Source organism: Cellvibrio polysaccharolyticus (assembly GCF_015182315.1).
In the GTDB taxonomy this organism is placed as follows: Bacteria; Pseudomonadota; Gammaproteobacteria; order Pseudomonadales; family Cellvibrionaceae; genus Cellvibrio; species Cellvibrio polysaccharolyticus.
This window is the reverse complement of the sequence record NZ_PRDL01000001.1, coordinates 1032591-1057611: the sequence shown is the minus strand read 5'-3', so window position 1 is coordinate 1057611 and position 25021 is coordinate 1032591. Positions and strand designations below refer to the sequence as shown.

Genomic DNA, 25021 nt, shown 5'->3' with positions numbered 1-25021 from the left:
GATTTTCACAGGGTTTTCAGTATGAAATATGAAAAGGCATCCCTGTTGTCGCTGGTGGGCGTTATTGCGCTGCATGCCGGCGCGATTGGTTTCACCATCTGGTCACCTTCGCCAAAAATTAATGATCTGGTACTGCCCACCGTACAAGGTATTATTCTGCCAGCACCACCGGCAGAAACCGTGCAGCTGCCCAGCGCGCAGGAAACTCCGCCGCCGGTAGAACCGCCACCGCCAGAGCCGCCCAAACCAAAACCGAAGCCGCCAGAGCCAAAACCGCTGCCGAAACCGAAGCCCAAGCCGTTGCCTCCACCGCCGGAAGCACCACCCTCGGAGCGCGCGATTACCCAGGAACAGGAAGCGGTTGACGAGCCACCACCGCCCCCTCCACCACCGGCACCGTCTACGCCGATGGCTGAGAAAAACGACACCATGGGTGCACCGGTAACGCCGCCACGGGAAGATGCACACAGCTTGAACAACCCCAAGCCGGCTTATCCGAGCTTGTCCCGGCGCTTGCGGGAAACCGGTACGGTGATTCTGGATGTATTGATTCTGGTTGACGGCAGTGTGGGTGAGATCAAGCTGAAAGAATCCAGCGGCTTTAAACGTCTTGATGACACCGCCATGAAAGCCGTTAAACAATGGCGTTATTCACCGGCAAAACGCGGTAATGAGCCGATTGAATACTGGTACGTACAACCGATTGAATTCACCCTGAACTAGGCCGGGTGAATTGCCAACAACACCGAAACTTGTAATCCGATGTTTGATAATGAGGAATAAACGATATGAGCAACCCCTACGGAATTGAAAGCCTCTGGGCACAGAGCGATATGGTGATCAAAGGGGTCGCCGTGATGCTCCTTGTTATGTCCATCGCCTCCTGGTACGTGATTGCAGTCAGAAGCTGGGGCCTGTATCGCCTGCGCAAGCCAAGCATCGCCCAGACTGATTTCTGGCATGCCAAAAGTTTCAGCGAAGGCTTGCATATTCTCGGCGAGCGTGAAGGCAATCCTTACCGCCATCTGGCAGAAGAAGGCCAGGCCGCGCTGGATCACCACACCAACCACAAAAGCGATTTGCACGGCCATCTGCCGCTGGCAGACTGGTTAACCGCCTGCCTGCGCGGCTCCATCGATGAAACCTCCGAGCGTCTGCAACGCGGCCTGGCGGTGCTGGCGTCGGTAGGCTCCACCGCACCGTTTATCGGTTTGTTCGGTACTGTATGGGGTATTTATCACGCGCTGGTCGGCATCGGCGCTTCCGGTTCTGCCAGTATCGACAAAGTAGCCGGCCCGGTAGGTGAAGCGCTGATCATGACCGCTTTCGGCCTGGCGGTAGCGATCCCTGCGGTACTCGGTTACAACGCCCTTAACCGCGGCAACAAAGGCATTCTCAGCAAGCTGAACCGTTTTGCTCACCAGTTGCATGCCTACCTGATCACCGGTGCACCACCGGCAAGCAGCAAAGTGATTGTTCCGGTTACCCGCCTGAGCAGCAAAGTTCCGCATAAAGAGGCGCAATAACATGGCATTCGGTGGCGGACTCGACGACAACGATGAGGTAATGAGCGAGATCAACATGACACCGCTGGTCGACGTCATGCTGGTATTGCTGATTATCTTTATTATCACCGTACCGGTGCTGACCCATTCGGTGAAGGTAGATCTGCCGCGCGCAGACAACACCATCAATGAGATCAAACCGGAAACCGTAAACATTGCGGTAACCGACGGCGGCCAGCTGCACTGGAATGAAGACGCCGTAACCATCGAAGAGCTGGAACAGCGTCTGGCAACGGCAGCCAGGCAGGAACCACAGCCGGAAATTCATTTGCGCGGCGACCGCACAGTGAGTTACGAGCATGTAATCAAAGCCATGGCGGCGGTACAAAAAGCCGGCATATTGAAACTCGGCTTTGTCACCGACCCGGGTCAATAAGCGGATGCAACACCGATACCCGGCCTTACAGCCGGGTATTTTTTTGTCTGTCATTTACCCCGCAACGCCCGCAGTATCGCTTGCCTCGCGCAGCATCCTTATGCATAAGCCGGTATACTATCGGCCAATTACTTTCCCTGCGGTTACTTTGTTATGAATTTTGCCTCACTCGGCCTCGCGCCGGAGCTGCTTCACGCCATCAAAACGATCGGCTTTAAAACCCTGACGCCCGTACAGCAGCAGGCAATTCCCATCGCCCGTCGCGGTCAGGATGTGCTCGCTACCGCGCAAACCGGTACCGGCAAAACCGCCGCCTACGTGCTGCCGGTATTGCAACAGATGCTGGAAAAATCCGGCCATGCGCAAGCCGGTTTTACCCGCGCGCTGATTCTGGCACCGACCCGTGAGCTGGTGCAGCAAATTGCTGAAGCCGCTGCCGCGATGGCAAAATTCACTGACTTCCGCGTGGTCAGCATTTACGGTGGCGTAAAACTTACCGGCCAAACCGCCAAACTGCGCGCCGGTGCAGACATCATCGTCGCCACGCCGGGCCGACTGCTGGAACACGTACAACTGGAAAACATCAACCTCGCCAAAACCGAATTTGTGGTGCTGGATGAAGCCGACCGTATGCTCGACATGGGTTTCGTCACCGACATTCATACCATCCTCACCAGTGTTAGCCGCAAGCATCAAACGCTGTTTTTCTCCGCGACCGGCTCACCGCTGGTAACTAACCTGGCGCACCAGGCAATGAACCGCCCCACCCTGGTTACCGTATCGCGCCGCAACTCGGTTGCCGACAGCATTGACCACGTACTCTACCCGGTCGACAGTCTGCGCAAATACGAGTTGTTTACACATTTGCTGCGCACCGAAAACTGGTATCAGGTGATGGTGTTCAGCAGCACCCGCGAAGAAGCAGAAAAGCTCTACAAAGCGCTGAAAAACGACAAAATAGAAGCGGCTGTTATCCACAGCGAGAAAACCCAGGGCTCACGCCGCCGCGCATTACAGGACTTTAAAGACGGCAAACTGCAGGTATTGGTAGCCACCGAAGTGGCGGCGCGCGGGCTGGATATTCAGGGACTGGACTTCGTGGTCAACCTCGACCTGCCCTTCTTCACCGAAGATTACGTGCACCGTGTGGGCCGTACCGGCCGCGCCGGACAAAAGGGCAAGGCGATTTCTCTGGTCACACCGGCCGAAGATCACCGCATCGAACTGATTGAAGAGGCGATTGGCACCCGCATCAAGCGCCAGAAGATTGCCGGCTTCGACGTGACCGAAGAATATATAAAAATCAGCAAGCCAAAAAGCGCGCTGGCCAAAGCCGCTGCCACCTCCGGCAAGGCGAAACCAGGCACGCGTAGCAAAGCCGGAACCACCAATGCCAAAACAGGCAATGCCAGCAAAGCAGCCCGAACACCTCGACGGGGCGTTGCCGCAAGCAATACCGGCAAACCACCGGCCAAACGCCCGACACGCACCTCGACCAAGCCTGGCAAACGCAGCTGATAGCAGCATTACGGACAAATCGGGGTTCTGAAAATAAAAAAGTCGGCTGCAATCACAGCCGACTTTTTGTGTTTTCAGGGGCAGATCTTTTACGGAATTGAGTATCCGCAGCGGCAACGCCGCCAATAGCCCGCCTTAATCTTCGATCAATTCGTTATCGGCTTCGGAGCCGAAGTCTTCGCGCGGCTTTCTGAAGCCGTAAGCGGCAAGAATTTCCACATAAAAAACATCGCCACCGGCGGCGGCAACAGCGTCCATACGGCGCGTAATGTCAGACAGAGCGACCACTTCAGCATCTGCTTCAGTCAGGCCGAACTTGCAATCAAAGGTCCAGTAATCAACACCCTGCGGCAAAGCTTTGTTGCGCTCGCGCTTAACGTATTTGCGCACCTCATGCTTGATGGCTTCCAGCACGCGGTCGGGGTTTTTGCCTTCAATGTGCAGTTTGAACGTTTTTTTCATGGGTTACCTTTCAGGAATGGGGCAATCTGGTTACTCCAACATGGTAGCACGGACCCGCGCCGGGAGACGAGCCGCATCATTGATCACGCCAAACTCTGCCGGCTTCTTTTAGCGAGCGGCGCAACAATCCACCACTGCGGACACAAAAAAGCCGCCTTTGCGGCGGCTTCCGGTAACACAGATCGGCACAATTAACCCGATTACTTGCGCGCAGCAGCGTAGCGGTCAGAAATTACTTTCCAGTCTACAACTTGCCACCAGCCTTCCAGGTAATCAGCACGGCGGTTGTTGTACTTCAGGTAGTAAGCATGCTCCCACACGTCATTACCCAAAATCGGCGTGCCCTTTACGTCGGCAACATCCATCAACGGGTTGTCCTGGTTAGGCGTAGAGCTGATTACCAGCTTGCCCTGGCCATCCACCACCAGCCAAACCCAACCGGAACCAAAACGGCTCAAACCGGCTTGTTTGAATTGGGCTTTAAAATCGTCCAGAGAACCGAAGCTGCTGTTAATGGCAGAAGACAGCTCCGGGGAGATTTTTCCTACCTTGTCGGTAGCGGCCATGCTCTTCCAGAAAAAGGTATGGTTCCAGTGACCACCGGCATTATTGCGGATCGCCGCCGGATGGGTGCCTGCTTTGGCTACCAAGGTCTCCAGCGTTGCCTGCTGCAAGCTGCTGTTGCCTTCCAGCGCCTTGTTCAAACCATCAACGTAAGCCTGATGGTGCTTGCCGTGGTGCAATTTCATGGTTGCTTCATCAATCACCGGCTCCAACGCATTGGCCGCGTAGGGCAGCGGGTCCAGTTTGAAAGGCGCGGTTTGCGCGGATACGGAAAAAGCAGTGACTGACAACACGACAGCCGTTACCAGGTGGCGAAGTTTCATAAACACATTCCTGTAAAAAGTACATGAGAAGCCAATACCTTCCGGTCAAGCGGAAGATGGGGACAGTATGCCAGAGCATAGACCCTAAAAGCGGTATAGACAAAACCGCCCCGGAGCGAATACGCCGGTGCTTTCACACTTGTGATAGCCATTGCAGGTTTGCCGGGCAGAATCCTGGCGACGGGCATTTCTGCACCCGGTGCCCATAAGGAGTATCCCTGCAAATACGCATTGACTTTCTGGCCGGCACACGGATAATTGCGAACAATTATCACCTGCAATTGTGATCCAATATCGCATCTGCGTCCACTGTTGAGTCAGGGCATGAGCGCCAGCACCTCGTTACAAAACAACCTGCAACAGCACGAGCGGCATCAGCTTCAGCAACTCTACCGCGATCATTTCTCCTGGCTGTGCAGCTGGTTGAGCAAACACACCCGCTGCCCGGAACATGCCGCCGACCTTGCTCACGATACTTTTTGTCGGGTTATTACCGCCGCTGCCAGCGACGCGTTACGCGAACCTCGCGCCTGGTTAACCACCACCGCACGCCGGTTGTTGATTGACCAGCTTCGCCGGCAGGAGCGCGAAGCGGCTTGCATGGATTATCTGGCCGTTGCCAGTGAAGGCAATGGCGAACCATCGCTGGAGCAAGCGTTTATTGCCCGCGAGTCGCTGGAAACACTGGTAAGCACATTGGATCGCAGCAGCGAAAAACAGCGGCTGGCGTTTTTGATGTATTACGTTGACAAGCAACCGCGCAAAACCGTGGCGGTACAATTGGGAATTTCGCCGCGCACACTCGGTAAATATCTTCACCAGACGGCAGATCGCTGTCAGCCCGTGTTGGCGGGAATACATTAACGGAAATAATGTTACGCAGCCGGAGAGCGCCACAACACGCTGACGCCCTCCGGTTAAACGCTGTTTAGAACTTCACCGTGACACCCGCCTGAACAAAGCGCGGTTGCCCTAACGACACCGGATAACTGGGTGACGCCGCCGTGGCGTTAACCACATAGTTTTCATCCGCCAGGTTTTTTACCTCAACAAAATATTCAATTTTTTCATCGGCGGTTTGCCAGGCGGCGCGCGTGTTACCCAGCCAGTAACCACCCTGCTCCTGCCACCCGTATTGATGAACCACGCCATTCACATCGCGGGCGACTTCACCCTGTGCCAACCCCTGACGCGCCGCATCGTAATATTGATGGCTGCGATACACCCAATCGGTAGACAGAATAATATTACTGCCACCGTCCAGAGGAATGCGGTATTCCAGATCCAGCGTTACCTGATGTTTGGGGGTACGGAAATATTTATTACCGCTGCGATCCACCACTCCGGTTACGCCACTTACCGACAGGATTGGATAAAAATCCACGTATTCGGCATCGACCAGGCTCCAGGCCGCATTCAGGCGCAAATTGTCAGTAATTTGCCACTGCGTTTCCAATTCAAATCCGGTGACTTCACCCTGCGATGCATTCTGCGCAAAAGAACCGCTCGGCGGGTTGATCAAATTCAACGGGTTCGGCGCCTGCACATTGAGCTGAATATCTTTATGATCGTAGTAAAAAACCGTTGCGTTAACATTTAACGCACCATCGAGAAAGGTGCTTTTGCTACCCAACTCCCAGGAATCGAGAAACTCCGGCTCTACCACCGGGATGTAAGGCGCAACACCCGCCGCAATTTGCTGCGCATTCAGCGTAGGAATGGTGGAACCAAAACCGCCGGAACGGTAGCCCCGCGCGTAACGAAAATACAACAGGGTTTCATCGGTAATTTGATATTCCGGGGTGATGTCGCCGGTCAGTTCGCGCCAGCTTCTATTTTCAAAAACATTCTGATTGTAATTAAACGGCGTATCCAGCGCGCTCAGCTGCCACCAGCTGGAAACATTATTAAAGGTGGTGCTTCCGGTGGGTGTGCGCACCGTATGGATGTTGATATCCTTTTCTTCCTCGGTCCAACGCAAGCCTGCATTCAAACGGAATTTTTCTGTAAACTCATATTTGATGCTGCCGAATGCCGCAAAACTTTCTGAATCCTGATCACGCCAGGTGCGGGTGTAATTACTGCGCGATGACGGAGAAAAGGTGGCGCTCGCCGCATCCTGGGCGAAGGTATAACGAAAATAATGCAAACCGGCAATCCAGCTCAAGGCGCTGGTTTGGGGTGAAACGAGGCGAATTTCCTGGGAAATTTGTTTCGAGTCGGTTTCTCCCCAGGTGGAGGTGTTGTCTCTTTCGCCGACAAAAGTTGGCTGATTACCGGAAAAAGATTTACTGGTATTAACGCTTTCATCGTAAGCACTGATAGAAGTCAGAGTGTAGTCGCCCAACGACCAGTCCAGTTTAACCAGCGCACCTTCGGTGTCAGTGACGTTGTCACTTTCACCCGCGTAATACGCATCTCCGGCCTTGGGGTTGGTGCCGTAGTCCGGCGTAAAACCATAGCGGTCGGCGCCGCCCGCTTCGCTGTGCACCTGATACGCATAATTGGCACCCGGCTCGCTTTTTAAGAAATGCACGTTGAACAGCGCAGTAAAATTGTCGGTGACATTGGTCAGCAACTGCACCCGCAAGGCGTTCTCTTCAAAGGCGGGGCCATCTTTTCCAGTTAACAAATTCTTTGCGTAGCCATCATAGCTTTGATGGAAAAAAGAAATTCGGCCGGCAGTGCTTTCATTGATTGCTCCACCCAAACCACCCTGCAAACCTTTTGAACCCCAATCACCGGCGCTGGCACGCACATAACCGCTGGTTTCAAAATCCGGTTTGCGGGAAATATAGTTAACCGCACCGGCGGTGGTGTTTTTTCCCCACAAGGTTCCCTGCGGGCCACGCAATACTTCAACCCGCTCCAGATCGAAAATCGGGAAGGATTGTAACGAGGTCAGTGCGGTAAAGACTTCATCGTTATAAACACCCAGCGGGCTTTCAGTAGTGAGGTTTGGGTCATTGGAGCCGATGCCGCGAATAAACCAGCGCGGCCGTGAAAATCCGCTTTGCTGCCCGGACAGGCCCGGCGCAAGCCGCTGAATATCATTGGAGCTGAAAATACCGCGATCCAATATTTCATCGCCGTCAATCACCGCTAACGCCAGTGGTACGGTTTGAATAGATTGTTCACGTTTTTGAGCAGTAACAACAATAACTTCCAAACCCTGCGCACTTTTTTTGGATTCATCGCCGGTTTGCCCCTGCGCTACCAGTGGAATTAATCCCGTCAGGCAGGCAGCGGTGACTGCCTGATACATCGCACGTCGTTTCAAAACCATAATAAAATTATCCCACTGATGTAAATTCTTATCCCGCTATAAAACAACAAGCGACAACATGAGTGGGTAATAGCAGGATGCAGACCAACTTTGGATAATTTTTAAAAATGAAAATAAATCCGTATAAAAAACAACAAAATATACAGGCTATAAAATAGCTGCCAGGCAACAGCAACAGCGCATTACGGCACGCTACCGGTTAAGGCTTCAACAGCAGAGTTGGATAAACAACAGCAACGTCCTTGCCTGGACTTCCCCATCCATATTGTGACGATAAAGCAACACCAGTTTATCCCGCTGTTTAAATAGGAACAGGCTTTGTCGTCAAAAAAATCTTTCATTATTTTAATAAAGCGCCAGAGCAAGGGATTGCGGCATTAAAAACAAATGGCACGCCACATGCATTAAGCACAGTTACGCCGGTGTTAATAACATCAAAAAGAGATGTGCCTCCACGGATCGTGTTTTTATGCTGCAGTACATTATTAAAAGATTACTGGTGATGGTACCGACGCTGCTCGGCGTGCTCACCATTACATTTCTGGTTACCCAATTTATTCCGGGCGGCCCGGTTGATCACATGCTGGCGCAGCTGGACGGGCACGGTGCGCGCTCCGGTGCTGACACCGGTGAAAGTGCCACAGGTGGCTGGAGTTACAGCGGGCGGCAAGGCATTGATGCGGCGCAAATTGAGCAAATCACTGCGCTCTACGGTTTCGACAAACCGCCATTAACCCGCTATTGGGAAATGTTGAAAAATTATGTGCGCTTTGAATTGGGTGACAGCTATTACCATCACCAAAGCGTGGCGTCATTAATTCAGGAAAAACTCGGCGTAACGGTTTCGCTGGGCGTATGGATATTCTTTTTAACCTACCTGGTTTCTGTTCCGCTGGGTGTCGCCAAAGCGGTACGAGCCGGCTCGCGCTTTGACACCGTCACCACACTGATTGTATTGGTCGGTTATGCCACACCCGGTTTTGTGCTCGGCATTTTGCTGATTGTGTTATTCGGTGGCGGTTCTTTCTGGGATATTTTCCCGTTGCGAGGGCTAACCTCCGACCATTGGCACGAACTGGGTTGGGGCGGAAAAATTCTCGATTACTTGTGGCATATCACCTTGCCGGTGGTTGCCTCGGTAGTCAGTTTATTCGCCATGAAAACCTTGCTGACCAAAAATATGTTTCTCGAAGAAATCAGCCGCCAGTATGTGCTCACCGCACGCGCCAAAGGCTTATCAGAGCGTCAGGTGTTATGGAAGCACGTTTTCAGAAACACCTTGCTGCCACTGATCACCGGCTTCCCTGCCACCTTTATCGGTGCATTTTTTACCGGCAGTTTATTAATAGAAACACTCTTCTCCCTCGACGGGCTTGGCCTGCTCTCTTACGAAGCCATTAATAACCGCGACTACCCGGTTGTGCTGGGAACCCTCTATTTATTTACGCTGATCGGGCTGTTGATCAAATTATTAAGCGATATCGCTTACTTATTTGTAGACCCCCGCATCAAATTTACCGCGCAGGAGAGCTAAGGTGAACGCACCGCATATTTTTCTGAAAGACTCGCAGGAAATTCGTCTGGCGCCGGAAGAAGAAGCGCGATCAGTCTCGCCCGGCAAACGTATCTGGCAGCGTTTTAAACGGCATAAGCTGGGTTATTACAGTCTGATTGTGTTTTCCATCCTCTACGGACTGAGTCTTATTGGCGAAGTCATTTCCAATGATCGGCCGCTGATAGTTCATTACGAAAATGCCTGGTTTTTTCCTCTTTGGCAGGATTATCCCGAAGCGACTTTTGGTGGCGAGCTGCCCACCCTGACGGACTATCTTGATCCGTTTATTAAAGAACAGTTATCTTCCGAGGGTAATTTTTCCATTTACCCGCTCAATCAATATTACTACAACACCCTGAATTACTTTTCTACCGCTGAACATTATCCCGGGCCGCCCTCCTCAGAAAACTGGTTGGGGACTGACGCAGCGGGTTATGACATGACGGCGAGGTTGCTGTACGGATTCCGGGTATCAGTGACGTTTGCACTGGGTTTGACTATTGCCGGTACTGTGCTGGGAATTTTGATTGGTGCCATTCAAGGTTACTTTGCCGGAAAAGTTGATCTGGTCGGGCAGCGATTGATTGAAATCTGGAGCTCCATGCCAGAGCTGTATTTATTAATTATCTTTGCCTCTATTTTTGAACCAACCTTTATTTTTCTTTTTATTTTGTTGTCGCTATTTGGCTGGATACACCTCGCCGATTATGTACGCGTAGAATTTTTACGCAATCGCCAACTGGAGTACGTCAAATCAGCACGGGCTATTGGTCTTTCTGATGGTCAAATTATCTGGCGACATATTTTACCCAATAGCCTCACCCCGGTTATCACCTTCCTGCCGTTTCGCATGAGCGCAGGCATTATGGCGCTGGCCAGCCTCGACTTTCTCGGGCTGGGCGTTAATGCCCCCGCACCAAGCCTTGGCAACTTGCTGGCGCAAGGTAAAAATAACCTCGATGCCTGGTGGATTTCACTGGCGACTTTCAGCGTATTGATGCTCACTTTATTGATGCTGACGTTTATGGGGGAAGCACTGCGCGATGCGCTGGATACCCGCATCAAAGATAAAAGTGCCGAAGACGAACTTGCCGAAGAAAACCCTTTTGACATACCGCTGTCACCCAATACAAGGGTGACAGCGGTATGAGTAACACCTTACTTTCCATAGAAAATTTCTCGGTGGCATTCGGTTCACGGCTGGCGGTAAACAACCTTAACCTGAGCATTAAAGCCGGCGAGCGTATCGCGCTGGTGGGCGAATCAGGTTCGGGGAAAACCGTTACCGCGCTGTCTATTCTGCGCCTGGCGAGCGGCACGCAACACCGGGGCCGAATTATTTTTGATAACAAAAATCTGCTGGAAATTCCGGAAGATGAATTGCGCAGCATTCGCGGCCGCGATATCGCCATGATTTTTCAGGAGCCAATGACTGCGCTTAATCCACTGCATACCATAGGCAACCAGATTGTTGAAACCCTGGTACTGCATGAAAGCCTGACGCCGGTTGAAGCCAGAAAAAAAACCTTGCAACTGTTGATTCGCACCGGCATACGCGAGCCGGAAAGGCGCATTGACAGTTACCCGCATGAATTATCCGGCGGGCAACGCCAGCGGGCGATGATCGCCATGGCGCTCGCCTGCCGCCCCAAATTGCTGATTGCCGACGAGCCGACTACCGCATTGGACTGGACAATTCGCGCGCGCATTATCAATTTGCTGCTGGATTTGCAGCGTGAAGAAGGCATGGCAATATTACTGATCACCCACGACCTCAACCTGGTCAAGCGCTTCGCGCAACGGGTCGCGGTTATGGAAAAAGGCAATCTGGTTGAAACCGGAGAAACCGACCAGCTGTTCAAGGCACCGCAACATCCTTACACCATCAAACTGCTCAACAGCCTGCCGGAGCGCCACATAACCCCGGTGGAAGAGAGCAGCCCGGTACTGCTGGAAACCACCAGCTTGCGTGTGGAATATCCGATTCAGGGCAAAGGTTGGCAATCGCTTTTCAAAAAAGACTCTTTTGTCGCGGTAGCCGGTGCCAATTTGTATTTGAGAGCTGGCGAAACCATCGGCATTGTCGGCGAGTCCGGCTCGGGAAAATCCACCCTGGCGCAAACCATACTCAAACTGATCAAACCTCACTCCGGGGATATTTATTATCACGAAGACTTTCTGTCTGCCGGAAAAAGAAAAAATGAACTGAGCTTCCGGTCCAGTGTTCAGGTGGTATTCCAGGATCCGTTTGGCTCGCTGTCACCCCGACAAACTATCCGCAAAATTATTGGCGAAGGTATCGCCCTGCATTTTCCGGAGCTGGATGAAGAACAACGCTTGCAACGGATTATCCAGGTGTTAAAAGAAGTGGGCTTGCCTACCTCGATTTTGCACCGTTATCCCCACGAGTTTTCCGGTGGGCAACGCCAGCGCATTGCCATTGCCCGCGCTTTGGTGCTGGAACCCAAAATCCTTATCCTTGATGAACCCACGTCGGCACTGGATGTTTCCATTCAAAAGCAGGTGCTGGAACTACTGGTGCACCTGCAACAAAAATATCAATTGAGCTACCTGTTAATCAGCCATGACCTTGGCGTGGTTAACGCGCTGGCTCACCGTTTATACGTGATGAAAGACGGCGTTATCGTCGAAGAGGGCGAAACGACCCGGCTGATCAACGAACCGCATCATGAATACACCAGAACACTGGTTCAAGCCACGCTCTGAATCTTTCGCCATTTACGGGTTATCCATATAAGACTATGTTTCATTTTTTTCGCACATCAGGTTTAAAACTTCCGCACCCGAGGCAATCTTTATTTCTGCTGGCATTGATGCTGCTGGTCAGTAGTGCCACCCAGTCTTATCAACATGCTTTTGCGCAGTTCGGCGATCCCAAATACCCGGAAGATTTTACTCATTTTGATTATGTAAACCCCGATGCGCCTAAAGGCGGCGTATTGAACCTGTCCAATACCGGTGCTAACAGCAGCTTCGACAAGTTCAACCCTTTCAGCCTGAAAGGACGCCCGGCACCCGGCCTGCTGGAGCTGATGTTTGAAACGCTTACGGTATACAGCCTGGATGAACGCAACACCCAGTACGGACTATTGGCAAAAGATATTATTGTCGATGAAGATTTCAGCGGCGTGACCTTTCGCCTGCATCCGCAAGCGCGTTTTTCCAACGGCGATCCGGTTACCGCCTACGATGTAAAATATTCTTACGACACCCTTACCGCCACTAACGCCAGCCCGATTTTCCGCTCCTATTTTGCAGAAATAGCCGCACTGCAAATTCTTGATAACAAAACCGTTTATTTTGCCTTTACCCGTAAAGGTCGCGACTTGCCTTTTGTTGCAGGCAGCCTGCCGGTTTTCTCGCCCAAGTGGGGTGTTGGCGCCGACGGGGAGCGTACCGACTTTGACAAGTTACGCCATGAGCACCCGGTAACCAGCGGCCCCTACCTGATTGAGCGCGCGGTTGAATCCCGCGGGATTACCTATCGCCGCAATCCGGATTATTGGGGAAGCAATATTCCGGTACGCCGCGGCACACTCAACTTCGACACAGTGGTATACAAACTTTATAAAGACCGCGATACCCAGGTGTCAGCACTGCGCGCCGGGCAATACGATTTTTTTATGGAGCATCAAATGCGTTACTGGTGCTGCCAGTACATTGGCCACCGTTTTAAAAGCGGTGAACTGATCAAGGAAAAAGTCCCCCACAAAAACCCACCCGCCATGGTTGGCCACGGCTTTAATTTACGACACGAACGTTTTCAGGACCCGAAAGTGCGTGAAGCGCTGAATCATGCCCTGGATTTTGAATGGGTGAATCAAAAAATATTTGATAACCAGTTCAGCCGGGTTTATAGCTACTTTGCCACCACAGAGCTGGAAGCAACCGGCCTGCCAGGCCCGGAAGAACTTGCCATCCTCGAGCCTTATCGCGACCAGCTGGACCCGGCTGTTTTTGGCCCCAGCGTGCAATTGCCCTCAACCAAACCACCGTCAAGCCTGAGAAAAAATTTGATGCGGGCGCTGGATTTGTTTGAAGAAGCCGGTTGGACCTATCGCGATGGCGCCTTGCGCAATGCCGCCGGGGAGCCTTTCGTTATTGAAGTCAGCGGCAGCCGTGGCGGCAATATGTTGCTCGACCCTTACTACCTTAACCTGACCAAAATCGGTATTGATGTGAGACACCGCAATTCCGATGCGGCCACCTCGCGCGCGCTGCTGTCTACCTTTGATTTTGATTTTGCACCCATCGGCTTGCGGGAATCGCGCATGCCAGGCGCCGAGTTATGGCGAAAATTTAACAGCGCCGATGCCGACAAACCCGGCTCGGAGAATTTGCTCGGGGTGAAATCGCCCGTGGTAGATGCGCTGATTACCCGCCTGCTGGATGCCGACTCCTACGACGAGTTGAAATACACCGGGCGCGCACTGGATCGCGTATTGATGCATAGCCATTACATACAGCCATGGCGCTACCTCACCAATCACCACATCATCCATCACCAGCGTTTGAAGCGGCCGGAAATCCTGCCGCTGTATTACAACGCTTATGAATGGGTAATTTCTACCTGGTGGGACAGCACCGGCGTGCAAAGCAGTAACTAGAACAACTGACCTTTTTACTCCCGCATTCGGCCAATAAAGATTTTATGGAGATTCGCAATGACAGCCACTGTGTATTGGCAACTACCGTCCAACACCGATGCGCGCTACGGCGACGCCCGCTTGCGCAAACGCGCAGAGCGCTTGAAAGATGACCCGCCTCCGTTCACCGACGGGGTAAGCGATCCGCGCGGAAAAGCGTTTAACTATTTTGATTACCTCCACCAAATCGCTCGCGCCGCTGACCTGAGTGGTTTCAATGGCCTTCATATTCAACACGATACCGACGGTGACGAATCCTGGATTATTGCCGGCTACCTCGCGCGCAGCGTGCGGCATCTGGTGTTACTTACCGAATTTGAAGCCTCTCGTGGCTCCGCTGTTTACGCAGCCAAAAATGCGGTCAGTTTCCAGCGATATACCCATGGCCGCTTTGCCTGGCATATCACCCGTGGCGATGACCAGCAGGCACGAAAAAAACAGGCAGACTTTTTACCCGACGAAAAAGTTAATGACCGCATTGGCGAATTTATCACCGTCGCGCAGGGCGTTATTAACGGCGCCGATGTCACTTTTAAAGGTGATTATTTTGAGGTGCTTGCCGGGGGTTTCAAAGGCCCGCTGGCCGGACACCCGGCACCACAGGTTTTTCTTTCCGGCAATGATGATGCTTCACTAAAACTTTCAGCCACTCAAGCAGACGTACATATTTTTTCTGCACAAGCAGCAACGGCGCTTCATGCACAGCGCGAAAGGTTGGAAGAATATGCCCGGCAGCAATCCCGCACCTTGCAGTACGCGTTGCGCGTTAATGTGATCGCCCGGGAAACCGAACAGGAAGCCCTGTTTGATGCCGAGCGTATTCACAGCCAACAACAGCATGATGGCTCTTTGCAGGCTGCACGCATCTCCGGCTCTCTCTACCGCCTTCCTGAAAACCACTCAAGCGGAGCGGCGGCTCAACTGGTGGGCAGCTATGAACAAGTTATTGCACAGCTGCAAAGCTGGGTAGAGGCAGGGTTTCAACATCTTATTCTCGGTGCCAGCCCTCATCTCGAGGAAGCTTACCGGATTGGTGAGCATGTGCTTCCCGCATTACGTGACATTTTATCGGGGCAGCAAAAAGCCACCGCCTGACATGCCCTTTTCGATGAGGATTTTTTATGACAATTGATTTTCACTGGCGCATACCCACTCACGGTGAACCCAGCTCACTCCGTGCGCATGAACCCTTTCGCGGCGACTGGCTGCCGAATAACAACAGCATTCGCAAAGCCGGCTTGAGTGGTCGCAAAGACGATGGCTTCGCTTACATTGATTATCTCGCCGAAATTGCTCGCGCCGCTGAAATTTCCGGTTTTCAGGGCGGTTTGATTCCTTCATTTCCCATGACCGATGAACCTTGGGCAATCTCTTCTTTTCTGGCCAGAGAAACCAGCACCTTCCGTTTTATGCTGGCCTTCCAGCCTGGTTTTTTAAACCCGGTTACCGCAGCAAGAATGACCGCCAGTCTGCAACGCGCCACCAATGGCCGGGCGCTGTTTAATATCATTACCGGCGGTGGCGGCCCGTCCCAATTATGGTGGGGCGACTCGGTGGATCACGACAGCCGCTATACCCGCACCACGGAATTTCTCGATATTTTGCGCGGCGTGTGGCGCGGCGAGAACTTCTCCTACAAGGGTCGCTTTTATCAGGTAGAAGATGCCGCACTACCCTACCCGCTCAGCGAAGAAGAATTTCCGGAAATTTATTTTTCCGGTTCATCAGATGCCGCACTGGTATCCGCGTCAAAACATGCTGATTATTACCTTTCCTGGCTGGAGCCTTTCGCCCAGTTGAAAGACAAGTTTGATCGGGTAAAAACCCGCACCGATACCCTGGGTCGTAAAATCAAATGCGCGGTGCGCGTTGATATCATTGCCCGCCCTACCGAAGAAGAGGCCTGGGCAGAAGTGAAAAAAGGCTTTGATAGAGTAAGCCGTGAAACCCTGGATGCACTGGGTAATCGCGGTGGTGGTGATTCTGTGGGTGCAAATCGCCAGAGTAAATTCCGACCGGGTGCGATCAACAGCTACAAAGATTTGATTATTGAACCCAATGTGTGGTCCGGTTTCAATTTGCTACGTGGCGGTCAGGGGCAAGGTATTGTGGGTAGTTATGAGCAGGTGGCAGAGCGGCTGGATGAGTTGGTGCAGTTGGGGGCTGATGCTTTTATTCTCGCCAGCACACCTCACCTTGAAGAGGCTTATCGGGTTGGCGAAGAGGTTTTGCCTTTGGTGCGGGGTCACCGCTAGAAAAAGAGCTTCGGCTTCAAACAGGTTTTTGAAGAGCCTCATACCGGCACAAAGCGAGTTCATCATTAGGCTGTTTGTTCCAAAACCGTCGAGTCAGGGATGACTCGTCGGAGCCACAGGGATGTGTTCATGCGTTTTTGGAACAAACAGCCTAATGATGAACGGTCGGAATGAAAACTACCCTTCCAATAAAAAACATCCTTCCTTAATCTCCCTTTAAAATTTATTTAGAAATTTTATTAATAACTCCTCGCTGCGAAATGCGCAAATTAAACCAACTGTTTAATTTATACGCTGAATAACAAACATAACAATTTTCCTCATCGCCTTAACCTGCATCAACAAAGGCCTGCATTTTATTTTTTCTGTGGCACAGGATTTGCTCTTCCAGTTTGTGTATCACATTTACGCGAATATAAATCCTAACCTTATCCCACAAGGAGAATTGATTGTGCTCAGACTTTTATCGAAACCCGATAAGTTAACTCTGGCTATTGCCGCCATTTCTGCAACGCTCGCGCAAACCGCTTACGCTGCAACAACCCCGACAAACAATGAAGTTCGTAAAGCACGGGAAGACACAGAAACGATTGTCGTAACCGGTACACAACGAAAAGATTTAAGCCATCTCGAAGCGTCCTCGCCTGTTGACATTATCGGCTTTGAAAAACTCGATAGCACCGGTGCTCATGACCTTTCATCGGCACTGCTAAAACTGACCCCGTCTTTTTCATTACCCAGCACACCCACCGGCGGTTTTTCATCCTCCATTCCGGTGGGCGCAGCATTGCGCGGTTTATCGGCGGATCAGACGCTGGTTTTAATTAACGGCAAACGCCGTCATCAGGGCGCAAACTTTACCCGGCAAAATTATAACGGCGGGCGCGGTGCCAACCCGGTTGACCTGAGTTTGATTCCGGTAGCGGCTATTGCGCGTGTTGAAGTACTGCGTGATGGTGCGGCGGCGCAATACGGCTCGGATGCGATTGCCGGGGTTATTAATATCGTATTGAAAGATGCCAAAGAAGGTGGCGGCATCAGCTACCGTTATTCGGAATGGATTCGCGGCGATGGTGAGCATAACCAGATAAACGGTTGGAAAGGTTTTGAAATAGGTGATGGCGGATCATTAACCGTGTCGGCCTTCGCCTCTGACAGAAAGCTGGCAAACAATACCGACTCCGATCCGCGCCCCTTTTACAAACCGGTCAATGGCCAACCCGATCCGCGAGAAGAAACGGCCTACCGCAATTGGCCTTTTGGCTCACCGGAAACCAAAGACCACTACAACTTTTTGGCGAACCTTAACTTACCGCTCAGCGATACCCTTTCGCTTTATGGCTTTGCAACCTACGGCCATAAGACCACGGTGGGTTTGAATTTTTATGACCGGCCGCTGACCAACTCCTTATTAATCCAATCTCCCTTTTTTCAGCAGCGCTTTCCGGACGGCCGCACACCCATCAACATCTACAAAACCACGGACTACGCCGCCACCGTGGGTTTACAGCAGGATAATGGTGAGAGAGGAAAATTTGATTTTTACGTCAATTACGGTATTGATCAGTTAAAGTCGTTTGAAGACAACCAGCTCAATCCCAGCTTTGGCCCGGATAGCCCGGCGTATTTTTATTCAGGCAATCGCGAAAATGCGCAAGCTAACTCAGCGCTGGATTATACCCTCGATTTACCGGTCAATTTTCTTTCCAGCCCCTTAACGATTCTGGCCGGTGTTGCCTGGCGTTGGGATGAATATGAGTTAACCGCCGGCGATCCGATTGCGCATACCGAAGGCCCGTTTTTTAACCCGAGCCCGGTTATTGGTGTGGGCGTTCCCGCTATTTATTATGGGATTACCGACCAGGACGAGCGGGCGGTATCGCGTAATGTAAAAAGTGTTTATCTTTCTTTTGAAGGCAGCCCCAATGAGCGGCTGGATTTGGGGCTTGCTCTAAGAGCAGAAGATTATTCGGACTTTGGTTCAGCCAATACCGCCAAAGCATCCTTGCGCTTCAAATTTACCGATACACTTTCGCTACGTTCAACGTTTGGTAACGGGTACCGCGCACCGTCGGTGGTACAGCTTGGCTATTCGGCCTACAGCAAAACAACGCCATTGATTAACGGCGTACCTACCGATGTTATTCAACGTACCTTGTTACCTACCAGCGAAGCGGCAAGGTTGCTGGGCGGCTCTTCGTTAAAACCGGAAAAATCTGACAACCTGTCAGTAGGCCTGGTATGGACGCCGCTGGATAATTTCAGTGTAACGCTGGACGCTTACCACATTGAAATTAAAGACCGCATACAACTCTCCGAGAATATTACCTGGGACAGGCTGGCGCCCATTTTTTCCGGGACGCCTTACGAGAATATTCAGAACGCGGCATTTTTTACCAATATTCTGGATACCCGCACGCGAGGCATTGAACTGACCGCTGACTATCAGTTGGAACTGGATCAATACGGAGATGTTAATTTCAAATTGGGCTTTGTACGTAACGACACCGAAGTTACTGGCGCGCGCGACAGCGTCAATGCCAATGGCGATGTTATTCCGGCCAGTGCGATTGTAGGACGTTCGAATATATCGAGTATTGAAGAAGGAATTCCCAAGTACAAACTGGTGTTAAGTGCCGGATGGAACATTGAACAATGGAGCGTGAATGTTAATGCCCGCCATTACGGCGAATGGGTGGCGCGGGTTAACAACCTGGCAACCAGTGCTACGCCGGATCAAACCTTCAGTGAGCAAACCATTGTTGACCTTGACCTGGGCTACCGCTTTTCCGGTTCACTGGAAGGTGTGCGTATCAATATAGGCGCGCATAATATTTTCGAAAGCTATCCGGATTATGTGAACACCAGGGGAACCTCGGTTACCAAGTACAGTTTCAACAGCCCGGAAGGCAGTTTGGGAACCCAGTACCATGCAAAAGTGAGTTACGATTTTTAATCGCGGGCAAAGAGATGGCCTGAGTCGAGACAATACTCCGACTCAGGCCATTAATTTTTCCGGTGGAGAATAAAAAAGTGCCAATCTGTCCGTTGGTTCTCAGGTCTATCTTCCAAAAGCGCATAAATACATCCATGTAGCTCCAGCTCCCTCGAGTTATCCCTGACTCGACGGTTTTGAAAGACAGGTCTGAGGCCCAATTTACATTGTGCCATCCTGAAGTTTTTAGAACCGGCTGTAAGGATTAGCCGGGCGTGGCAAGCCGAGATTTTCGCGCAGGGTTTTACCGGTGTATTCTTTTCTGAAGATGCCGCGCTTTTGCAGCTCGGGAATAACCAGATTGATAAAATCTTCCAGATCATCATCCAGCAATGACGGCTTTAAGTTAAACCCGTCTGCCGCACCTTTTACAAACCAGTCTTCAATTTGATCGGCGATATCAACCGGTGTGCCAATGACGGTACGGTGCCCCTGCACCGCACTGAAACGAACAATTAGTTGCCGAATGGTAAGATTTTCGCGGCGGGCCAGTTCAACCGCCTGTTGCCAACGGCCCTGGCCATTGGCAGGCACGTCAAGATGTTCCGGCAAGGGAGAGTCAATGGAGTATTTTGTCAGGTCAACACCGAAGAATTGCGTCATGCCGGAAACATCCACGGCATTTTGAAAAGACTCCAGCTTTTCCTGCGCTTCATCACGAGAGCGTCCGATATGATAAAACAAACCGGGAGAAACGATCAGATGATCCGGGTCGCGGTTATATTTCGCCATGCGCCCTTTCACATCGCTGTAGAAGCTTTTGGCTTCTTCAATATTTTGCGCTGCGGCGTAAATTAACTCGGCATAGCGGGCTGCAAATTCACGGCCGCGATCGGAGTTTCCCGCCTGAAAAAATACCGGATAGCCTTGCAGTGGCCTGGCGATATCCAGCAGGGCATCCACATCAAAATGTTTGCCGTGAAAATGCACCGGATGCGCCGCACTGGCCGCATGGAACTGCCCGGTGCTTTTATCCGGATGATCAAAGGCGTCATCATCCCACGAGTTCCACAAGGCTTTGGCAAGGTCGACAAATTCCCCTGCCCGCTCGTAGCGCCCGGCATGGTCCAGCGGGTCGCGAACACTGAAACTTTTTATCGCCCCTTCCGATAAAGACGACACAATATTCCAACCGGTGCGCCCGCCACTGAGATGATCCAACGAGGCCAATTGCCGGGCAACATTGTAGGGCTGGTTAAGATTGGTGTTAACCGTTGCGACCAGACCGATATTTTCTGTTACGCCGGCAAGCGCCGCAATTAAAGACAGCGGTTCAAAACCTTCGCCTCGTGGACGGCGCCCCAGGTTGGCGAGGTTATCACCATCAATACCCACAAAGTCAGCGAAGAAAGCCAGGTCAAATTTTCCTTTCTCCAGCAATTTTACCAGCCGTGCCCAACGTTCAAAATCCGGTTTGCCACCGGCGGCCTGATCCGGCCGCCGCCACGCATTGGCATGGGTACCATATTGTTGTACAAACATGGACAGCACCAGCTGCCGTTTTCTTCGACTCATAAATCACCTCTTATTGATTTAATGCGGTTGATTTAACGTAAGGAATTGGCAACCCGGCTTGTTGTATCGCAGCTGGACGGCGGAATTTCTCCACGCAGCAAGGCTTTGGCAAAAGGCAGCGAATCCTTTAGCGATGTATTTACCGTGCTGCTGTGGTCATGATCCGGGTACACATAAAAATGCACCGACGTGCCTGCGCTACAGGCATCTGCTGCCAACTTGTTACCGGTACTGACCAGGCCGTCTTTTTCTCCTACACCAATAAACAGCGGCTGCGCCAGGGCAACGGTGGGGAATGGCCGCCCCACATCGTCGGCGGGGGCATCGTAAGCGCGCCGGCTATCGCCGGAGCGGAAGGTTCTCGCGGGTGTCAGTTGCAAACCACTCACATCGGACGTTAATGCCGCAAGACAACTGCTACGCGCCTGATGAAGTAACAGCAGGCCTTCATCGGTATAGATTTGTTTTATATCCAGCGCCGGGTTCAGCGCTTCCGCAGCAATCACATGGTAAAAGCCGTAGGCAATAGACGGATCAAAACGCTGCTGACGTGCCGGGTCTAGCGGGCGCACTTTGCCCGCATCAGCCAGTGAGGTGTAAACAATGCCGGTGCCAATAGTGCCCAATAACTGCAAATCCGGCGCATAATCTTTGGCATAACCGGCAGCCACTACCACCGCAGAACCACCTTGCGATTGGCCTACCAGCAATATTTTATTACTGAGATTTTTGTGTTGATGACGCGCCGCCCGCACGCTGTCGAGAATTGTCCAGGCATTGGAGCGGTTATTAAATTGCGGGTTGAAGCCCGGCACACCAATGCCCTGGTAGTCGGATGCAACCACAGCAAAGCCCTGCTCAAGCCAGCTATTGAGATAGCGCACATCGCGCAGGGAGCGCCCCTGCCAGGAGGGCGCGCAAATATCGGCCACACCGAGTGTGCCATGCCCCCAGGCCACCACCGGCCAGCCGCCATCCGGTGCTTTGCCCGGCGGAATAAATACCGCGCCGGAAACCGCTATCGGATCGCTACCGGAAACGCCGTCGGTTGAGGTAAACAGGATACGGTGTTGTTCCGAGGCCGCAGACAGCCCTACGCTTTTGTCCAAAGTTTCACTGCGCAACAACTGACCCGGCTGGCGCGGGATGGCTTCGCGCCAATGATAAAACGCCGAGACGCGGCCATCGCCAACATAAGCATCCGGCTCTGGAGCAAAAAATGCTGCCTGGCTGTTAGCAAACACCGGTGCAGAAATAACGGGCAACCAGGGCAATAACAAACCCGCCAGCCATGCGCAAAAATTCCATCGACTATTTTTATCAATTTTCATATCAAGACTGCTCCGTTACAGACCGACGATTTGTATAAACAGCACCACGTTCTGCCGCGCCCTGTAACGGCAACAGAAAGTGGCATTCACCGAATTACCGACATTTTCAGACTTGCTCAACAATCTTCCTGCTCACTTACCAGCTGTATTGCGCCGACACGCCATAAGTGCGCGGCGCACCCAGGGCATAACCAATAACGTCAGGCCCTTGCGGCGATGTTGCTTGCGAGTAAATTTTGTCCGCCACGTTATCGACGTAGGCAGTTATTTGCAGCGGCAGGCGGTGGAACTTCCAACTGGAACGAATATTTACCAGCGTATAGCCGGCATGATGCTGACGAGGGTCGTTGGCTTGCGTAGAGCTGAAGTGAAAGTTACTGCGGGCATTGATGTCGGTGCCCAGCACCAGGTCGCCGGAAGAAAAGCCCAGCGTGTAATCCAGACCGATAACCGCACTGGCTTTTGGTGCTCGCGCAAAAGACGCTCCGGAATAATCGTTACCCAGGTCATCGCGGTAATCTTTATATTCGGTATCCAGCAAGCCCACCGAGGTTCGCAACCGCAAGCCATCCAGCAATAGCGCTTGCAGTTGAAACTCAACACCTTTTACCGAGGCGCTGGCGGCATTTTGCATACGGGAAACACTTTGATTCAGCGCTGCGTCCCATTTGAAAATATTAATTTGAATATCGTCGTAGTCGTAATAGAAAGCGGCGCCGTTAAAGATAATCCGGTTATCCAGCCATTCGGATTTGACACCCACTTCGTAAGAGGTAATGAACTCCGGGTCAAAGGTGCCGGCACCGGCCTGGTTGGCGGGCGATGCGATATAGCCGCCGCCACGAAAACCTTTGGCAACGCGCAGGTAAGTGCGGAAGTTATCGGTCCACGCATATTCCGGCGTAATGTCCCAGGTGGTTTCGCGCCAGCGCCGTTCGTTCTCATAGGTAACAAAAGGCGTCAGGGCATTATTAACCGATTCACGATGCCACCATTGGCGAAGATTATTAAAACTGACCGGTGCGCGGGCGCGCTCGCGCAGGCTGTCGATAGATTTTTCTTCATCTGACCAACGCACCCCGGCGGTTAAATTAAAGCGGTCTGTCAGGCTGTAGGTAAAACTGAAAAAGGCCGCGTAACTGGTGGTATCACCTGTCCAGTCGCTGACAGAAAAAGCGTTGGCCGTTCCCGGGTAAAGATCCGGCACGTCCAGCGAACCACTGGCAGCATAATGATTGAGGTCGGTTTTAAACCAGTGAATACCGGTGATCCAGTTGAATTGATCCTGACGCGGTGATGCCAGACGGATTTCCTGCGACCACTGCTCCACTTCACTGTTGTTGTAACTGCGTGAAATTTCTTGCGGTGACGTATCGCCGTCACTGACGCCACGGTTTTCTGCCTGCTCCCAGGCGGTAATTGACGTTACTACATAATCATTAAGATCGTAATTAACGGTGAGCGAGCTGCCGGTTTGTTTGTAGGTTTGATCGCTCGGCGCATTAAACGCGTAATGCCTGTCCGGATAACGAACGTAAGGGTTGCCACGGCTGTCGACACTGCCTTCGGGCCCGAAAACAATATACGAGGTGGTGTCATTGTGTTTGTAGGTGCGGTGATGCACATTGAACAATACGTCCAGGTGATCAACCGGGTTGGCCAGCAATTGCCAACGGGCCGAGTGATCTTCCAACTCGCCGTAAATACCTTTGGTGATATTTTTTGCAAATAAATCACGGGTTTCGGTGGTGAAAGACAAACGGGAAGCCAGCTGATCGTCAATCAATTCGTTATTGATGGCGCCTTGCAGTACCCGCTGGTCGTAATTGGCGAGCGCACCTTTTACATACCCGGTGTTTTCATATACCGGTTTGCGGTTAACCACATGGATAGCACCACCCGGGCTGTTTTTTCCCCACAGGGTGCCTTGCGGGCCTGGCAAGACTTCAACGCGTTCAAGGTCGTATACCGGCCCGCCGCTTAAAATAATGGCTCCGAGGTAAACGTCATCCACATAAAAACCAATCGGGCTGACGTTATCGAGCGATGGTTGCCCGGTGCCGATACCGCGCAAAAACCAGCGCGGAAAACCATGGTTATCCAGTGTTGCGGCGGAAGCATTGGGAATAAAGCGGGTAATTTCTCCGCCGGTTAAACCGGCACCGGTGTCGAGAAATTCACTGCCATCCACGACGTTTACCGTGAGCGGAATTGTCTGCACAGATTCATCGCGCTTTTGCGCGGTGACCACCATCACTTCCAGGGCTTGCGCAGAATGGGAAACCGGTTGCGCAGAAACCGTTGCCGACGATGCTGCCAGCACAGCAGCACTTAAGAGACCTGAACGGTGAAAAAAACCGCACCGCCACACGCTTGACGCTTTTTTCATTGATAATTCCTGTTAGCTATTTTTTCTGAAGACGAAAAAGCATCGCCACCTGACTGCACTGCGATTCGCCATTACAGAAAACATGCCAACCCGGAATAATGTGCTATTTTCAACAAGCTTTTATTTTTTTATGTAGCGATTGCAGCAAACCCGCTGAAATTATTTTTCGATTGTTTCAATATCCGCCAACTGTTGAAAATTCGCTATTTTTTGTAACATC

At 51.9% G+C, this 25021-nt stretch carries 18 protein-coding genes; 12 read left to right on the top strand and 6 right to left on the bottom strand.

Annotation, left to right across the window (positions count from 1 at the left end):
* The first annotated feature begins 21 nt into the window (after positions 1-21).
* From C4F51_RS18250 to C4F51_RS04480, 4 genes are all read left to right on the top strand, one after another.
* The gene (locus C4F51_RS18250) at positions 22-723 is read left to right on the top strand and encodes an energy transducer TonB (protein ID WP_193907556.1); all 702 of its coding nucleotides are present in this window, start codon (positions 22-24) and stop codon (positions 721-723) included.
* 65 nt (positions 724-788) lie between these two features.
* A complete protein-coding gene (locus tag C4F51_RS04490) occupies positions 789-1526 on the top strand; it encodes a MotA/TolQ/ExbB proton channel family protein (RefSeq protein ID WP_193907554.1) in 738 nt (245 codons plus the stop codon).
* Between the two features lies 1 nt (position 1527).
* The gene (locus C4F51_RS04485) at positions 1528-1941 is read left to right on the top strand and encodes an ExbD/TolR family protein (protein ID WP_193907552.1); all 414 of its coding nucleotides are present in this window, start codon (positions 1528-1530) and stop codon (positions 1939-1941) included.
* Between the two features lie 153 nt (positions 1942-2094).
* Complete coding sequence (locus C4F51_RS04480) at positions 2095-3459, top strand: DEAD/DEAH box helicase (RefSeq protein ID WP_193907550.1); 1365 nt, start codon at positions 2095-2097, stop codon at positions 3457-3459.
* A 135-nt stretch (positions 3460-3594) separates the two neighbouring features.
* Here the strand turns inward: C4F51_RS04480 and C4F51_RS04475 are convergent, their stop codons facing one another.
* On the bottom strand, positions 3595-3921 hold the full coding sequence (locus tag C4F51_RS04475) for a DUF6172 family protein (protein ID WP_193907548.1): 327 nt from the start codon (positions 3919-3921) through the stop codon (positions 3595-3597).
* Positions 3922-4121: 200 nt separating this feature from the next.
* Positions 4122-4808 (bottom strand): superoxide dismutase, encoded by a 687-nt coding sequence (locus C4F51_RS04470; RefSeq protein ID WP_193907546.1) that lies wholly within the window; start codon positions 4806-4808, stop codon positions 4122-4124.
* A 324-nt stretch (positions 4809-5132) separates the two neighbouring features.
* On the opposite strand from C4F51_RS04470, the gene C4F51_RS04465 reads away from it, so the two are divergent.
* A complete protein-coding gene (locus C4F51_RS04465; RefSeq protein WP_193907544.1) occupies positions 5133-5672 on the top strand; it encodes a sigma-70 family RNA polymerase sigma factor in 540 nt (179 codons plus the stop codon).
* A 64-nt stretch (positions 5673-5736) separates the two neighbouring features.
* Here C4F51_RS04465 and C4F51_RS04460 read toward each other — a convergent pair whose 3' ends face one another.
* Positions 5737-8094 carry a TonB-dependent receptor gene (locus C4F51_RS04460; protein ID WP_193907542.1) on the bottom strand — a complete coding sequence of 786 codons (2358 nt, stop codon included), beginning with the start codon at positions 8092-8094 and terminating at the stop codon, positions 5737-5739.
* Between the two features lie 469 nt (positions 8095-8563).
* On the opposite strand from C4F51_RS04460, the gene C4F51_RS04455 reads away from it, so the two are divergent.
* From C4F51_RS04455 to C4F51_RS04425, 7 genes are all read left to right on the top strand, one after another.
* The gene (locus C4F51_RS04455) at positions 8564-9628 is read left to right on the top strand and encodes a microcin C ABC transporter permease YejB (protein WP_193907540.1); all 1065 of its coding nucleotides are present in this window, start codon (positions 8564-8566) and stop codon (positions 9626-9628) included.
* Position 9629: 1 nt separating this feature from the next.
* The gene (locus tag C4F51_RS04450) at positions 9630-10799 is read left to right on the top strand and encodes an ABC transporter permease (protein WP_328701310.1); all 1170 of its coding nucleotides are present in this window, start codon (positions 9630-9632) and stop codon (positions 10797-10799) included.
* Positions 10796-12376 carry an ABC transporter ATP-binding protein gene (locus C4F51_RS04445; RefSeq protein ID WP_193907538.1) on the top strand — a complete coding sequence of 527 codons (1581 nt, stop codon included), beginning with the start codon at positions 10796-10798 and terminating at the stop codon, positions 12374-12376. Before C4F51_RS04450 ends, C4F51_RS04445 begins: the two co-directional genes overlap by 4 nt.
* Positions 12377-12411: 35 nt before the next feature.
* Positions 12412-14277: an extracellular solute-binding protein gene (locus C4F51_RS04440; RefSeq protein WP_193907536.1), complete on the top strand. Its 1866-nt coding sequence runs from the start codon at positions 12412-12414 to the stop codon at positions 14275-14277.
* Between the two features lie 57 nt (positions 14278-14334).
* Entirely contained in the window at positions 14335-15411 is a 1077-nt protein-coding gene (locus C4F51_RS04435; RefSeq protein WP_193907534.1) for an LLM class flavin-dependent oxidoreductase, read from the top strand.
* Positions 15412-15437: 26 nt separating this feature from the next.
* On the top strand, positions 15438-16571 hold the full coding sequence (locus tag C4F51_RS04430) for an LLM class flavin-dependent oxidoreductase (RefSeq protein ID WP_193907532.1): 1134 nt from the start codon (positions 15438-15440) through the stop codon (positions 16569-16571).
* A 451-nt stretch (positions 16572-17022) separates the two neighbouring features.
* Complete coding sequence (locus C4F51_RS04425; RefSeq protein WP_193907530.1) at positions 17023-19527, top strand: TonB-dependent receptor plug domain-containing protein; 2505 nt, start codon at positions 17023-17025, stop codon at positions 19525-19527.
* 225 nt (positions 19528-19752) lie between these two features.
* Here C4F51_RS04425 and C4F51_RS04420 read toward each other — a convergent pair whose 3' ends face one another.
* From C4F51_RS04420 to C4F51_RS04410, 3 genes are all read right to left on the bottom strand, one after another.
* On the bottom strand, positions 19753-21081 hold the full coding sequence (locus tag C4F51_RS04420; protein ID WP_193907528.1) for an LLM class flavin-dependent oxidoreductase: 1329 nt from the start codon (positions 21079-21081) through the stop codon (positions 19753-19755).
* A gap of 32 nt (positions 21082-21113) precedes the next feature.
* Positions 21114-22412 (bottom strand): lipase family protein, encoded by a 1299-nt coding sequence (locus tag C4F51_RS04415; protein WP_193907526.1) that lies wholly within the window; start codon positions 22410-22412, stop codon positions 21114-21116.
* A gap of 136 nt (positions 22413-22548) precedes the next feature.
* Positions 22549-24801: a TonB-dependent receptor gene (locus C4F51_RS04410; protein ID WP_193907524.1), complete on the bottom strand. Its 2253-nt coding sequence runs from the start codon at positions 24799-24801 to the stop codon at positions 22549-22551.
* Positions 24802-25021 lie beyond the last annotated feature (220 nt).